This window comes from Pseudomonas sp. BGI-2 (genome assembly GCF_004310295.1).
Taxonomy (GTDB): domain Bacteria; phylum Pseudomonadota; class Gammaproteobacteria; order Pseudomonadales; family Pseudomonadaceae; genus Aquipseudomonas.
Genome location: NZ_SISB01000010.1, coordinates 113636 through 127967, shown reverse-complemented (window position 1 = coordinate 127967; position 14332 = coordinate 113636). Strand labels below are relative to the sequence as shown.

Below are 14332 nucleotides of genomic sequence, written 5' to 3'. Positions count from 1 at the left end.
GTCACGACCAGTCGTGGCGCGGTGGTTTCACACCGTTGAGCAGCCAGTTGCCGACCACGTGGTACTTCCAGCGCACCGGGTCGTGCAGGGTGTGGACCCGGGCGTTGCGCCAGTGACGGTCAAAATTGTGCTTCTTCAGGGTCGAGCGGGTGCCGCCAAGTTCGAACAGTTTGTTGGTCGCCTCAATCGCGATTTCAGTGGTCAGCACCTTGGCCTTGGCCACCGCCACAGACGCCTGGGCGACGTTGTCTTCGTCGGGCGCCGGACGCGCCGCATCCAGCGCTCGCCCTGCCCGTTCCAGCAAGGCTTCAGCCGCTTCCAGACGAATTTCCAGGCCACCGACCTGAATGATGGTCAGCGGATCTTCGCTGGCCTTTTCCACACCCGCGTCGATCCATGGCCGCGCGAACTGCTGGACGAACGCGACTGTGTCCCGCAGCGCCGCGCGGGCGATGCCGGCATCGATGGCCGCGGTGGTCAACTGCGCGAACGGGCCGGCCAGGGTGGGCGTTTCGTAGGACCGATAGGTCGGGAACAGATTGAACGCCGACACGTGCAAGTCCTCGGCCAGCACGGTGCCGCTGGACGTGGTGCGCTGGCCGATGCTGTCCCAGTCGTCGACGATCACCAGCCCTTTCGTTCCGCGCTCGACGAACGCCAACTGGCCCTTCTGCTCTTCATCCAGCGCCAGCACCGCCAGCCAGTGGGCGTAGAGCGAACCGGTGCAATAACCCTTGCGGCCGTTGATCACATGGCCGTCGCCGTAGCGGCGAATGGTCGCCTGAATGTCCTGCACGTTCTTGCCGCCGGTTTCCGACAAAGCATTGGCAAAGCGATGACCTTGCAGCGCCCGTTCGAAGAAATACGCCTGTTGCTCCGGTGTGCCTTGCAGGCGAATGTCTTCCAGCAGGCAATAGTGGTTTTGCGGAATTTGCCCCAAGGACGGGTCGGCCGCCGAGATGATCGCGATGACCTGCGCCAGCACCGCGTAGGACACCTGCGCGCCGCCAAACGCTTTCGGCACGCTGATGCCCCACAGGCCACTGTTGGAATAGAAGTCGACAATCTCGGCAGGCACTTGGCGGGAGCGGTCGCGTTCGGCGTCCTGTTCCAGCAAAACCGCGGCCACGCGCTCGGCAACGCGCAAGGCTTCGGCTGCATCGGCGATCCGATGGGCGGCCGGCGGGTTGATCGGATAAACGGCAGATTCAGGCATACAAGTCTCTCGGTACTGATGTTTTCGAAAGGACATTGCAGCTTCTGTGCCGATCACTTCACCCCGTGTTTTCGGGGGTTTTGTCGATTGAAAAAGGATAAACCCGAGCAATCTGCTGCTGCACTGTTGATGGCTGAACAGTGACGCTGCTGCTCGTCGGGCACTCGGTTGCGCAAGAGGCGCTGACCTATAGTTATCCGACCGGAAATCGGCGAAGGAACACCTTCAACTCACAACAACAAGGGAGCACCGTCATGAGCGTCAAACCCATACCAGAGGGTTATCACAGCATCACGCCTTATCTGGGCATTCAGAAAGCAGCCGAAGCCATCGAGTTTTACAAGAAAGCCTTTGGCGCCACCGAAATCATGCGCCTGTCCATGCCTGATGGCAGCATTGGCCACGCCGAACTGCGCATCGGCGATTGCCCGATCATGCTGGGCACACCGTGTGATCAGGGGCCGTTGAGCAATCCGGACAAATCGCCGTCCGTGGGTCTGCATTTGTATGTGAACGATGTGGACAAGTCTTATAAACAGGCGATTGCGGCGGGCGGCACGGTGGTGTCCGAGGTCAAGGATCAGTTTTATGGCGACCGCTCGGGGACGTTGAAAGATCCCTATGGGCATTTGTGGTTCCTGGCTACGCGCAAGGAGGATTTGACGCAGGAGCAGATTGAGCAGCGGGCTAAGGAGATGTTTCAGCAGGGTTGAGATCCTCGGTGGAGCCTATGGCCCCTTCGCGAGCAAGCCCGCTTGTGTCTTGCGCAGGATTTAGACTGAGGATGAGAGCGGTGAGTGGCAAGCTGAACGCCCGGGGTGCTTAAAGCACGTGTGGGAGCCCATGCTGCCATTCACCTCTCCACTCTGGTTATTGAGCCCGAACAGTTGAACGAGCCGACCTCGAACAGTACAAGCGTGGTGCCCAGCCAGAGTGCTCCCACATTTGATTTTCTGTGAACACACAACTTGTGCCTGATGAAGATCAAATGTGGGAGCGGGCTTGCTCGCGAAGAGGCCCTCAAAGGCACCGCCTATCTCCTCGAACACACTTCATGAACAAGCGCACCACGCTTTGCGCCTTGCCCTGACCGCGCAACGATTTCAGGATGCAGGCAACTACAACAAGGACTCGCCCCATGTTCGCCGGATTCCTGAAAGACCAGCGCCACGTCAACGGTGTGGACATTGCCTACCGCATCGGCGGCAGCGGGCCGGGCCTGCTGTTGCTGCACGGTCACCCGCAGACCCACGTCATCTGGCACAAGGTCGCCGAACAACTGGCCGAGCACTTCACCGTGGTCGCCGCCGACCTGCGCGGTAACGGTGACAGTGGCAAACCATAGTCCCGGCAGTTTTCCGCCAGGTACGACACCTGCCGCGCGCCACCGGGGTCCGGCATGGCGGCGACGCGCACCGGGGCGGTGGGGTTGACGTGATCGACCACGGCCAGCGCGGTTCCGCCACGCCAGACTCCGCGTCCGGCTTCGCGCAAACCGCTGAACGCCTGGGGACTGGTGTATTCGTTGATGACTTGGCGATCGATGTACAACAGGACGTGGCACTGGTCATCGACGCGACACACCGTGTGGGAGTCGATGTGTTTGTCGTAGAGGGTTCTTGCTCGAGTCATGGAGGTGCTCGCTCAGGCTCGCGGGTGAAAGGCGTCTGAGCTCCATCTTAGGGAGTGGGACATCGCCATCAATGGCCGAACAGTGATCCCGTGAACCATGGTTCGTGTTGGATCGAAGAACCCCCCAGCCTGAAGTGAACGCAGATCCCTTGTAGGAGTGAGCCTGCTCGCGATAGCGGTGTGTCAGTCACGTTGATGTTGGCTGAACCACCGCTATCGCGAGCAGGCTCACTCCTACAGAGGTTGTGTGTGTGGATTGGCGGGAACGCGAAACATTTACTTTCATATGCCGCTTCGGGATTTCCGATCCTCATCCGTCCTATAAAGATGCAGTCAGTTCGCGTAGGCAAAAGCCACGGGCCGGCCTTTCATGGACCTCATCGCTGGGAAGCCCGCAGCAGAGGCCCTCTCATCGATACAAGACCTTTAATCATGTCGAAGAAATCCCGCTCAAAACTCTGGTTTCTGGTCCATAGCTGGCTGGCCTTGCCGATCTGGTTTTTCGTGCTGATCGTTTGTGTCACCGGCACGCTGGCGGTGGTCAGTCAGGAAATCGTCTGGCTGGCCAACCCGCAAATGCGCGCCAGCCAACCCACGGACGATGCGCCGCTGCTCAGTTATGACCAGATCACCGCCGCCATCAAGAAAGCGGAACCGAACACGCTGGTCGAGGGCATCAGCCGGCCCGACGAGTCGCACTTCGCGCTTGATGTCAACCTCAGCTACCCCGATGGTCGCTCGTTGACGGTTTACGTCAACCCGTACAGCGGCGTGATTCAGGGCACCGCCCCGCCATTCAATTTCCAGGCCTTTACCCGTGCATTGCATGGCTGGTGGCTGGTGCCGTTCACCAACGGTTACAGCTGGGGCTGGTACCTGGTGTCGTTTCTGAGCCTGCCCTTGCTGGCGTCCCTGGTGACCGGGCTGGTGGTCTACAAGCGTTTCTGGAAGGGCTTCTTGCGCCCGACGTTGCGCATCCGTCATGGCGCACGGATTTTCTGGGGCGACTTTCACCGCCTGAGCGGCATCTGGTCGATCTGGTTCATCGCGGTGATCTCCATCACCAGCACCTGGTTCCTGATTCAAGCGTTCATGTTCGATAACCAAGTGTCGATTTCCACTGCTCCCGTGGCATTGGTGGTCCCCCGTGAGAGCGTGCCAGTGAGCACCGATGGCTCGCCCGCGCCGATGATCAGTCTGGAGGCGGCGATTGCGCAGGCCAAAGAACGCATCCCCGGTCTGGAAGACAGCTTCGTCAGCATGCCCGCCAATGCCTACAGCTACCTCACGGTGGGCGGTCGCAGTTGGTATCCCTTGATGTTCCAGACCGCCGAGATCAACCCGTACACCGGCGATATCGCCGCCACCCGCTTGCTGTCGGACCGTTCCGGCCTTGAGTTGGTGACCGAATCCATGCGGCCGTTGCATACCGGTGATTTCGGCGGCATCTGGATCAAGCTGATCTGGTTCTTCTTCGGTTTGATCCTGAGCATGATGGTCCTCAGCGGCCTGTTGATCTGGACCAAACGCACCGCCCTCGCCACGGCCAATGCCCTCAAGCGAAAAGACAAACGTCCGCTCGCGGCCGCCGTCACAAGCCGTGAAACCACGGAGGTCAGCTAATGAGCCTGTTCGCCGCCGACAAACCGGCCTCGAAACTCAGCCGCTTCTGGCACAAATGGCGCTTCCACATCAACGTTCTGCTGTTGCTGGTGCCGCTGGGGTTCATGCCCAAGTACTTTGCCGACGCGGCGCTGTTTCGCGGCGACACCGGGCTCGGTGAGCGGGAAATCGGTGAAGTTCAGGTCGGGCCCTGGAGCCTGCGCCTCGCCGAATTGCGCAACGAAGCACCGACCCTTGACGGCCCGGCCGGCTATATGAAGAACTTCAACGCGGCGCTGTGCGACAGCTGTCGCGATCAGGTCAAGGCGACGTACTTGCGCATCGGCAAACCGCGCAGCCTGCGCGCCGCCGGGGTGATTTTCTTCGGCACGCCGTACCGCATGGGCGCCATGTTGCCGATTCCGGAAAAGACCAAAGCCGACGCCGAACTGTGGATCACCATGGAAGGCTGGGACGGCGCGATGCATCAAGCGTCGATCCCGCTGAGCCAGGCATCCCCCGCCACCCTCGCGTGGCTGAACAAACAAGGAGGCAAACCATGACGCTACGTTCTCTAAACGCGGCTTTGCTGGTGCTCTGCGCCGGCTTCAGCGCCAGCGCCCTGGCCCACAACCCGATGTGCGAATGCAAAGCCATCGACGCCGAACAAATCCAATGCACGGGCGGTTTCTCCGACGGCAGCGGCGCGCCGGGGGTGACGCTGGACGTGATCGGCTACGACGAAACCATCCTGGTACCGGGCAAGCTCGGCGCCGATTCGACCCTGACCTTCAAGAAGCCCGGCGCCGAGTTTTACGTGTTGTTCGACGCCGGCCCCGGCCACGTCGTCGAGATCGACCAAGCGGACATCGAAGCCCCATGAGTACGCGAACTACGCAGGTCGTCCGCCCGGCCGGTGCCGGCCATGAAACCCTGTTTGTGTTGCTGCTGTGCCTGATGATCCTGGCGGTGGCCGGTTCTGTGGTCGCGTGGCGCCATGAGTCTCAGGAAGTCAGCAGCGTCGGCAGCCATCAACTGGATGCCCGCCGCGACCTGAGCGCATCCGAGCAAGGGATCTACGCCGACCTGCGGGTGACCCTGGACGAAATTCACCTGCTGCGCCAGGAACAGCAAGCGCTGCCGACACCACAAAATCTTGCCGATGAAGGCTTCGCGCCATTCGCCCAGGACGCCAGTTCCGTCAGCCGCGGCGGCCATGCCTGGCAGTTGCTCGCCGCCAAGGCTTACTTCGGTCAGAGCCAGACGCCCGCCGTGGCCGGTTCGTTTCTGATGCGTTTGACCGCTGACGACGACGCACCCGATGTCTGGCTCCACCGCGGCAAAGCCCTCGCGGCCCCGACCGACCTCACTGACGCCGCGCTCGAAAGCGCTGGCTGGCAGCAGATCGTCGCGCAATTCGATGCCGGCGTGACCCGCCAGCACCGGCACTGAACCCTCGCCTTCACCCGAGAGAAGACCGCTTTCCCATGCCTATTTCATCTCAACGCTCATTCCTGCGCCCGCTGCTGGTCGGCGTGCTTGCCTTGCTGCTGACGCCACTGGCCAGCGCCGAGGAAGCCAAGCGCCTGCGCATCGGCATCACCCTGCACCCTTACTACAGCTACGTGGCCAACATCGTCGGTGACAAGGCCGAGGTGGTGCCGCTGATTCCGGCCGGTTTCAACCCGCACGCCTACGAGCCCCGCGCCGAAGACATCAAGCGCATCAGCGGGCTGGACGTGGTCGTGCTCAACGGCGTCGGTCATGACGACTTCGCCGACCGCATGATCGCCGCCAGCGAAACGCCGAACGTCCCGGTGATCGAAGCCAACGAAAACGTGCCGCTGCTGGCCGCCACCGGGGTCGCCGCACGTGGTGCCGGCAAAGTAGTCAACCCGCACACCTTCCTGTCGATCAGCGCTTCCATTGCCCAGGTCAACAACATCGCCCGGGAGCTGGGCAAGCTCGACCCGGCCAATGCCAAGACCTACACCCTGAACGCCCGCGCCTACGGCAAACGCCTGCGGCAGATGCGCGCCGACGCCCTGGCGAAACTGACCGAGGCGCCGAACGCCGAACTGCGGGTGGCCACGGTGCATGCGGCGTATGACTACCTGCTGCGTGAATTCGGCCTGGAAGTGACCGCCGTGGTCGAGCCGGCCCACGGCATCGAGCCGAGCCCGAGCCAGTTGAAGAAGACCATCGATCAACTGCGGGAACTGGACGTGAAGGTGATCTTCTCGGAGATGGATTTCCCGTCTACCTACGTCGAGACCATCCAGCGTGAGTCCGGGGTGAAGCTCTACCCGCTGTCGCACATTTCCTATGGCGAATACACCGCCGACAAGTATCAAAAGGAAATGACCGGCAACCTCAATACGGTGGTCCGGGCGATTCAGGAGTCGGGCCAATGACCGCTAAAGAAACCCTCAGCGAACCCCCTGTGGGAGCGGGCTTGCTCGCGAAAGCGGTGGGTCAGTCAACATTGATGTCGACTGACACTCCCTCTTCGCGAGCAAGCCCGCTCCCACAAAGTGCGGGGCCGATGCTGGATTTTGTGGAGGTCAGTTTGACGCTGGGCCGCACGACGATCCTCGACCACGTGACGTTCCAGGTCCAGCCCGGCAGCGTGCATGCGCTGGTAGGCCCCAACGGTGGCGGCAAGAGCTCGTTGATCAAGACCCTGCTCGGACAGATGCCGCATCAGGGCCGCTTGAGCCTGCAATGGCCCGGTACACCCGGGACCATCGGCTACGTACCTCAGGCGCTGGAATTCGATCGCGGCCTGCCAATGACCGTCGACGATTTCATGGCCGCCATGTGCCAGCGCCGTCCCGCATTCCTCGGTTTGAGCAAGCATTACGCGGCAGCGATCGGTGAAGCCCTGGAACAGGTCGGCATGCAGGACAAGCGCAAGCGGCGCATGGGCGCGCTGTCCGGCGGCGAGCGTCAGCGCGTGTTGCTCGCTCAAGGGCTGATCCCGGCGCCGCAGTTGCTGGTGCTCGACGAACCGATGTCGGCCCTCGACGAGGCCGGTATCCAGGTGTTCGAACGGCTGCTCAGCGACTGGCGCCAGAGCGGGATCACCGTGCTGTGGATCGAGCATGATCTGGAAGCGGTCGGACGGCTGGCGGATCGCGTCACCGGGCTCAATCGCCGGGTGCTGTTCGATGCCACGCCCAAGCAGGCATTGACTCCGGAGCGCTTGCTGACCCTGTTCTCCACCCATCCACGGAGCGCTGCCTGATGAGTTATGAAGCCTTTCGTTTGATGGTCCAGGGATGGGCGTCTTCGGGTTACCTGCCTGAAGCGTTGGCCTACGGATTTGTGGTCAACGCGCTGCTCGCCGGTTTGCTGATCGGGCCGGTGCTGGGCGGTCTGGGCACGCTGGTGGTGGTCAAGCGCTTTGCGTTTTTCTCCGAAGCGGTGGGCCACGCGGCCTTGACCGGCGTGGCCATCGGCATCCTGCTCGGCGAACCGTACACCGGGCCTTACGGCAGCCTGTTCGGTTACTGCCTGCTGTTCGGCATCCTGCTCAACTACCTGCGCAACCGCACGGGATTGGCACCGGACACGTTGATCGGCGTGTTTCTCTCGGTGTCGCTGGCGCTGGGCGCGAGCCTGCTGCTGATCCTGGCGGGCAAGATCAACGTGCACATCCTCGAAAACGTGCTGTTCGGTTCGGTGCTGACGGTCAACGGTAATGACCTGCTGGTGCTGGCCATCGTCGGCTCACTGGTCATGGCGCTGGCCTTGCCGCTGTACAACCGCATCATGCTGGCCAGTTTCAACCCGCAACTGGCGGCGGTTCGCGGTGTGGCTGTGAAGACCCTGGATTATCTGTTTGTGATTCTGGTGACCCTGATCACCGTGGCCGCGGTGAAAGTCATCGGCGCAATTCTGGTCGGTGCACTGCTGGTGATTCCAGCCGCGGCAGCACGCTTGCTCAGCCAATCGCTGAAGGGCTTCTTCTGGTGCTCGGTGCTGATCGCCACGGTCAGCACGCTGTGCGGGATCCTCGCGCCGATCATCTTCGACCTGCCGATTCCGTCCGGTGCCGCCATCATTCTGGTTGCCGGTATCGCTTTTGCCCTGGCCGCGATTGCGCGTGGCGTTGTCCCAAGTCTGAAAGGGAATCTCGGATAAATGTCTTTTACTTTGCGTCAATTGACCCTGGCCGTGGCTTTGTGTGGACCCGCTTCTTTCAGCGCGTTCGCCATCGATCACTTCGAACCGATGCGCATGTTGGCCAGTAATGGTGTCGGCAATACCGCGCTCTTCGCCGCAACATCGACGCACAAGGTGCTGGTCCTGGCCTCGTTGCCAATTACGTTTGGCCTGGGCAGCGTGCTGCTTGAGGGCACCGATGTTTCCATCGAGCGCGCGGCACCGGCCAACCTGCCCGGGACCCGGCAGACGGCGTACTTCACCGGGCGTGGCGCTCCGGCGCTGGCCAAACTGGCGACCGACGCCGATGCGGTGATTGGTCTGCGCTCATTGTGGCCGGACGATCCGCTGTACCCGAATGCTCGTCGCAGCAACATCCGCATCATTGAAATCGATGCCGCCCGCCCGGTGGACGGCGCCTTGGCCGGTATCGCCGTGCAGCCGGGCAACAAGGTCGACGGGTTGAACAGTCAGCCGTGGTTTTCCAGCAACAACATGGGGCGGATGGCGGATGTGATGGCGGCAGACCTGGTGCGCCTGGCGCCCGAGGCCAAGCCGAAAATCGAGGCTAACCTGGCGGCGTTGAAGCAGCGGTTGCTCAAGCTCAGCGCGGACAGCGAAGCACACCTGGCCAGTGCCGATAACCTCAGCGTGATGAGCCTGAGCGATCACTTTAGCTATTTGATTGGCGGGCTGAATCTGGAGCTGATCGGTCTCGATGCACGCCCGGATGCCGAGTGGACACCTGAAGCACTCAAGCAACTGGGCGTGACACTGAAGGAAAATGACGTGGCGGTGGTGTTGCATCATCGACAGCCGTCGGATGCGGTGAAAGCGGTGATTGCCGAGGCAGGCAGTCGGTTGTTGGTGTTGAGTGTGGACGCGGCGGATCCGGTGGTTGAGCTGGAAGGGAATGTGGATTTGCTGATCAAGGGGTTGAGCGGGGCGTAACGTCAGTTGGACCGCGTTATCGTTCTTCGCGGGCAAGCCTCGCTCCTACAGGTCTTGCGCAATCCTTGTAGGAGCGAGGCTTGCCCGCGAAGACGGCCTGACAGGCAATACAAATACAAGACATGAAAAAGCCCGCTGACTGCTAACAGTCCAGCGGGCTTCTTTTTGCGCCGTGACTTAGTTCGCGACTGCCGCCTGCTCGTCCATCTTCTGACGCAAGCTCAACGGGCGCATATCGGTCCAGTTTTCTTCGATGTAGGCCAGGCATTCCTTTTTCAGACCGCTCTTGCCCACGGTGCGCCAGCCGCCAGGCACGGCTTTGTAGTCGGGCCAGATCGAGTATTGCTCTTCGTGGTTGACCACGACCTGAAAGAGGATGTCCTCGCGGTCGAATACTGACGTCATGGTGTATCTCCATCGCTGTAGGGTGGGCTGCACTGCGTGCGCAGCCGGTATGTAGAAGGAACGTTCCTGGTGCGGAAAAATTTACAGGCTGGTAGTCGCAGCGGCCATGGCCCGGCCGAATATCTCGGCCACCCGATCGATTTCCGCAGCGGTAATCACCAGTGGCGGCAGGAAGCGCACCACGCCGCCATGACGGCCGCCCAGCTCAAGAATCAGCCCGCGCTTGAGGCATTCACGCTGCACCAGTGGCGCCAGGCGACCGAAGATCGGTGGATGACCCAGTGCATCGGGCGTACCCGTCGGATCGACCAGTTCAACGCCCAGCATCAAGCCGCGCCCGCGAATATCGCCCAGTTGCGGGTAGTCCCGCTGCAGGATGCGCAGGTGTTCGCTCAAGCGTTCGCCCATGGCGGCGGCGTGCTCGCAGACCTTGTGTTCGGTCAGGTAACGCATCACCGCAGAACCCGCCGCCATGGCCATCTGATTACCGCGGAAGGTCCCGGCATGGGCGCCCGGCAGCCAGGTGTCGAGCCAGTCGCGATAGACCACCACCGCCAGCGGCAGGCTGCCGCCGATGGCTTTGGACATCACCACAACGTCGGGAATGATCCCGGCGTGCTCAAAGGCGAACATTTTGCCGGTGCGGGCGAAACCGCTCTGGATTTCATCGACGATCAGCGCCACGCCGGCCTTTTCGGTGATACGTCGCAGGCCACGCAACCAATCGAGATCGGCCGGGATCACCCCGCCCTCGCCTTGCACTGCCTCGACAATCACTGCCGCCGGCAATTGCACGCCGGCCTCCGGATCATTCAGCAGGTTTTCCAGGTAGCTCAGGTTGACCTTCACCCCTTGCGCGCCGCCGAGCCCGAACGGGCAGCGGTAATCGTAGGGATACGGCATGAACTGCACGCCGTTGCTGAGCAAGGCACCCAACGGTTTTTTCGGCCCCAGGCTGCCCATCAAGCTCAGGGCGCCCTGGCTCATGCCGTGATAACCGCCCTGGAACGACAAGACGGTGCTGCGTCCGGTGGCGGTGCGCACCAGTTTCAGCGCGGCTTCCACCGCGTCGGTGCCGGTCGGGCCGCAGAACTGGATCTTCGCTTCAGCGGCCAGGGTCGGTGGCAGCAGACCGAACAGGTCCTGGACGAATTGATCCTTGACCGGCGTGGTCAGGTCGAGGGTGTGCAGCGGAAGTTCATCGGTCAGCACTTGCTGGATCGCTTCGATCACCACCGGATGGTTATGCCCCAGGGCCAGGGTCCCGGCGCCGGCCAGGCAGTCGATGAAATGGCGGCCTTCGACGTCTTCGACATAAATACCCTTGGCGCGTTTGAGCGCCAGGGGAATGCGCCGCGGGTAGCTGCGGGCATTCGATTCCTGCTGGTTTTGACGGGCCAGCAGCGGCGATTCGTTGAATTGATAAAGCGTCTCGGCCGGCGCCGGAGTGATCCTGGCCGACTGATCTTCCATAAGGCTGGTAGCGACTGACATCTCTCGACCCCTCAATAAGGTTTTCCTGTTCTGGAAACGCATCAGGGCGCCGAGGATTTAGACCCTCGATCAGCTTTCTATGAAGGCGGTGTCAGTGCTTTGCGCATGGGAATGGCGTGGAGCCCGGCCACGGTGAAGATTTCGGCGCAGGGCCGGTAACCCAAATGGCGGTAAAAGGCCTCGCTGGTGCGGGTGCTGTTAAGTCGTGCCTGAGCCAGCCCCCGGTTGATCAACCAGCCTTCGAGGTCGTGTACCAGCGCCTCTCCGGCACCGCGACGAAACCATTCCGGCTGCACGTAGCAGAACGCAACCTTGCCACTGACCGCCGCCATGGCGACACCAACCGGTTTGTCCTGCAACAGGGCGATGTTCAGGTACAACCGTTGGTCGGTCAGCCAGGGTTGCACGTGTTCGATGGTTTTGTTGTGGGTCCAGGTGGCGACGGTTCGAGGGTCGTTGCGATGGTCGAGCGCGCAGCCGACGCGAATGGAGCGCTCGACGATCCGGCTGATGATGCCGGCGTCGGCGGGGGTTGCCTTGCAGATGTGAATCGATGCATCCATGGCGCTGTTACCTCAATCCATTGAGAAAAAGCTGCCGGGGACGATAGCGCTGGTGGCCGTCGGAATACCAATGGAGAGAAGTTACATTTGATGTGCAACACAGCAGATCCCTGAGGGAGCGGGCTTTTGTGGCGAGGGGATTTATCCCCGTTGGGCTGCGAAGCGGCCCCAAAAAATGGGACTGCTGCGCAGTCCAACGGGGATAAATCCCCTCGCCACAGAGGCTCGCTCCCACAGGGGATTGGGGGTTGGTTAGATGGGTTGTAACGGCATCGTCAATTCAACCCGCAACCCATCCGGTCGGCTGTCAAAATGCAGGGTGCAGCCACACCGCTGGACAATCGCCTGGACAATCGCCAGGCCCAATCCGCACCCGGTGCTCTGGCCGTGGCGCCAGAAGCGTTGGGTCAGGTGTTGCAGGTCGTCTTCGGCAATGCCCGGGCCGTGGTCGCGGACCAGGAAGCGCGCACGACTGCCGGTGGTTTCCAGGCTCAGTTCCACCGCCCCATCGCCCGGGGTATGGCGCAGGGCGTTGTCCAGCAGGTTGCGCAATGCGGCGATCGACAGCACCGCGGGCATTTGCACCGGTGCATCGGAGAATTTCGCCGGCATAGAGAGTTTGATCCGTCGACGATCACCGCTGGCGGCATCCTGAATCGCCAGTTTCGCCACTTGCTCGGCGCTGCATTGCACGCCGTCATCGAACGACAGACTGCCCTCGACCCGCGCCAGCAACAGCAATTGTTCCAGCGTGCGGTGCATGCGGTCGGCGCCCTCTTCGGCTCGGGCCAGGGACTGATCCCGGGCCGCGCCCTCGGTCATGCGCGCCACTTGCAGGTGGGTTTTGATCGCCGTCAGCGGGCTGCGCAATTCGTGGGCCGCGTCACCGGTCAGGCGGCGTTCGCGTTCGATGGTCTTGCCGATGCGCTGGAACAGCTGATTCTGGGTGTCCAGCAACGGTTGAAGTTCGCTGGGCAACGGCTGAATCTGCAAGGGCTCGAGAGAGTCTGCGCTACGGCGCATCAAGGCATCGCGCATCCGGTTCAGTGGCGCCAGCCCCTGACCGATCCCCAGCCACAACAGACACAAGCAGCCAAGCAAGGCCACGCCCACCGGCACCGAAGCGGCCAGCAGGATCGACATGTTCAGCGCCTCGCGCTCGATTTGCCGATCGGCTGTGGTGATGCGCAGATCACCGCGGGCCAGGGTGAAGCTGCGCCACGGCGCACCGTCAATCATCTGATCGTGAAAGCCCATTTTCTCGGCTTCCAGGGTTTGTTGCGGGTCGGTGTGACTGCGGGCGAGGATTTCGCCGCGCAACGAACTGACCTGGCAGGCCATGCCACCGGGGATATTCAGTTGTTCAGCGCTGAAATGCGTGCCCTCGCCCTTGCTCGGCAACGCCGGCAACTGCTCCATCAGGCCGGCGACCATGCGCGCCGATGCCACCAGCCGCTGGTCGAGGGAAAACATCATTTGGTTGCGCAGATCGCTGAGCATCCAGGCCGCCGCCAGGGCCCAGATCAGCGCAAAGGCGGCGCCGAGCGTCAGGCTCAGGCGCAAACGCAGGCTCATCACTTTTTCAATTCCTCTCCACCATCGGCCGGCCCCAGGCGATAACCCAGACCGCGCACGGTCTCGACAATGCCATTGCCGAGTTTGCGCCGCAGGTGATGGATATGCACGTTGAGGGCGTTGCTTTCCAGCTCATCGTTAAAACCATAAACGCTGTCTTTCAGTTGTTCGGTGGACAGTACCCGGCCACGGTTATGCAACAAGGCCTGCAACAGCGACTGTTCACGGCGCGAAAGGTCGACGGACTGACCGCCGAGCATGGTTTCGCGGCTGCTCGGGTCGTAGGTCAGACGGCCGTGTTCGATCAGATTGACGCTGCGCCCCGCCACTCGTCGCAACAAAGTGTGCAGGCGTGCGGCGAGTTCACGCAGGTCGAACGGCTTGAGCAGGTAATCGTCGGCGCCGGCCTGTAACCCGTCAACGCGGTCAGTGACCGCGTCCCGCGCCGTGAGAATCAGCACCGGAATCTCCAGGCCGCCGTGGCGCAACTGCTGCAACAGCTTCAGGCCGTCCTCATCGGGTAAGCCAAGGTCGAGCACCATAACGTCGAACTCAGCCACCTTGAGCATCGCCCGGGCCGCCGACGCGGTAGCGACGTGCTCCACCGTCAGGCCTTGGGCCGTGAGGCCGGCGACTATGCCGCTGGCGATCAGCTCATCGTCTTCGCAAACCAGTACGTGCATGGGCGCTCCAGGAATAAAAACGCGATTCAAGCAGTTGAGGATTA

General features: G+C 61.9%; 15 protein-coding genes and 2 pseudogenes. 10 read left to right on the top strand and 7 right to left on the bottom strand.

Annotated features, from left to right (window positions below; translation table 11 throughout):
• Position 1 precedes the first annotated feature (1 nt).
• Positions 2-1216 carry an SfnB family sulfur acquisition oxidoreductase gene (locus EYC95_RS09430; RefSeq protein ID WP_131060106.1) on the bottom strand — a complete coding sequence of 405 codons (1215 nt, stop codon included), beginning with the start codon at positions 1214-1216 and terminating at the stop codon, positions 2-4.
• A gap of 254 nt (positions 1217-1470) precedes the next feature.
• On the opposite strand from EYC95_RS09430, the gene EYC95_RS09425 reads away from it, so the two are divergent.
• Positions 1471-1929, top strand: coding sequence for a VOC family protein (locus EYC95_RS09425; RefSeq protein WP_131060105.1), 459 nt, complete (start codon positions 1471-1473; stop codon positions 1927-1929).
• Positions 1930-2354: 425 nt separating this feature from the next.
• Positions 2355-2558, top strand: a pseudogene (locus EYC95_RS09420) (alpha/beta fold hydrolase); the annotation flags it as partial.
• Here the strand turns inward: EYC95_RS09420 and EYC95_RS30530 are convergent.
• Positions 2546-2848 (bottom strand): annotated as a pseudogene (locus tag EYC95_RS30530) (aconitase family protein); the annotation flags it as partial. The pseudogenes EYC95_RS09420 and EYC95_RS30530 overlap by 13 nt on opposite strands.
• A gap of 432 nt (positions 2849-3280) precedes the next feature.
• Between EYC95_RS30530 and EYC95_RS09410 the strand changes: the two are divergent.
• From EYC95_RS09410 to EYC95_RS09375, 8 genes are all read left to right on the top strand, one after another.
• Complete coding sequence (locus EYC95_RS09410) at positions 3281-4471, top strand: PepSY domain-containing protein (protein WP_131060104.1); 1191 nt, start codon at positions 3281-3283, stop codon at positions 4469-4471.
• Entirely contained in the window at positions 4471-5013 is a 543-nt protein-coding gene (locus tag EYC95_RS09405) for a thiamine pyrophosphate-binding protein (RefSeq protein WP_131060103.1), read from the top strand. Before EYC95_RS09410 ends, EYC95_RS09405 begins: the two co-directional genes overlap by 1 nt.
• Positions 5010-5333 carry a hypothetical protein gene (locus tag EYC95_RS09400; protein ID WP_131060102.1) on the top strand — a complete coding sequence of 108 codons (324 nt, stop codon included), beginning with the start codon at positions 5010-5012 and terminating at the stop codon, positions 5331-5333. The genes EYC95_RS09405 and EYC95_RS09400 overlap by 4 nt, the downstream gene beginning before the upstream one ends.
• On the top strand, positions 5330-5902 hold the full coding sequence (locus EYC95_RS09395; RefSeq protein ID WP_131060101.1) for a DUF6162 family protein: 573 nt from the start codon (positions 5330-5332) through the stop codon (positions 5900-5902). Before EYC95_RS09400 ends, EYC95_RS09395 begins: the two co-directional genes overlap by 4 nt.
• 35 nt (positions 5903-5937) lie before the next feature.
• Positions 5938-6864, top strand: a complete 927-nt coding sequence (locus tag EYC95_RS09390; protein WP_131060100.1) for a metal ABC transporter substrate-binding protein — start codon at positions 5938-5940, stop codon at positions 6862-6864.
• 131 nt (positions 6865-6995) lie between these two features.
• Entirely contained in the window at positions 6996-7697 is a 702-nt protein-coding gene (locus EYC95_RS09385; protein ID WP_371928412.1) for a metal ABC transporter ATP-binding protein, read from the top strand.
• Positions 7697-8596, top strand: a complete 900-nt coding sequence (locus tag EYC95_RS09380; protein WP_102353972.1) for a metal ABC transporter permease — start codon at positions 7697-7699, stop codon at positions 8594-8596. Before EYC95_RS09385 ends, EYC95_RS09380 begins: the two co-directional genes overlap by 1 nt.
• The gene (locus tag EYC95_RS09375; protein ID WP_131060098.1) at positions 8597-9568 is read left to right on the top strand and encodes a metal ABC transporter solute-binding protein, Zn/Mn family; all 972 of its coding nucleotides are present in this window, start codon (positions 8597-8599) and stop codon (positions 9566-9568) included.
• A 177-nt stretch (positions 9569-9745) separates the two neighbouring features.
• Here EYC95_RS09375 and EYC95_RS09370 read toward each other — a convergent pair whose 3' ends face one another.
• The 5 genes from EYC95_RS09370 to EYC95_RS09350 all read right to left on the bottom strand — a co-directional run bounded on the left by EYC95_RS09370 (position 9746) and on the right by EYC95_RS09350 (position 14288).
• Positions 9746-9973, bottom strand: coding sequence for an MbtH family protein (locus EYC95_RS09370; RefSeq protein WP_131060097.1), 228 nt, complete (start codon positions 9971-9973; stop codon positions 9746-9748).
• Positions 9974-10054: 81 nt separating this feature from the next.
• Positions 10055-11467, bottom strand: a complete 1413-nt coding sequence (locus EYC95_RS09365) for an aspartate aminotransferase family protein (RefSeq protein ID WP_131060096.1) — start codon at positions 11465-11467, stop codon at positions 10055-10057.
• Positions 11468-11544: 77 nt separating this feature from the next.
• Positions 11545-12030 (bottom strand): GNAT family N-acetyltransferase, encoded by a 486-nt coding sequence (locus EYC95_RS09360; protein ID WP_131060095.1) that lies wholly within the window; start codon positions 12028-12030, stop codon positions 11545-11547.
• A 252-nt stretch (positions 12031-12282) separates the two neighbouring features.
• Positions 12283-13608, bottom strand: a complete 1326-nt coding sequence (locus EYC95_RS09355) for an ATP-binding protein (RefSeq protein ID WP_131060094.1) — start codon at positions 13606-13608, stop codon at positions 12283-12285.
• Entirely contained in the window at positions 13605-14288 is a 684-nt protein-coding gene (locus EYC95_RS09350; RefSeq protein WP_131060093.1) for a response regulator, read from the bottom strand. The genes EYC95_RS09355 and EYC95_RS09350 overlap by 4 nt, the downstream gene beginning before the upstream one ends.
• Between the last annotated feature and the right edge of the window lie 44 nt (positions 14289-14332).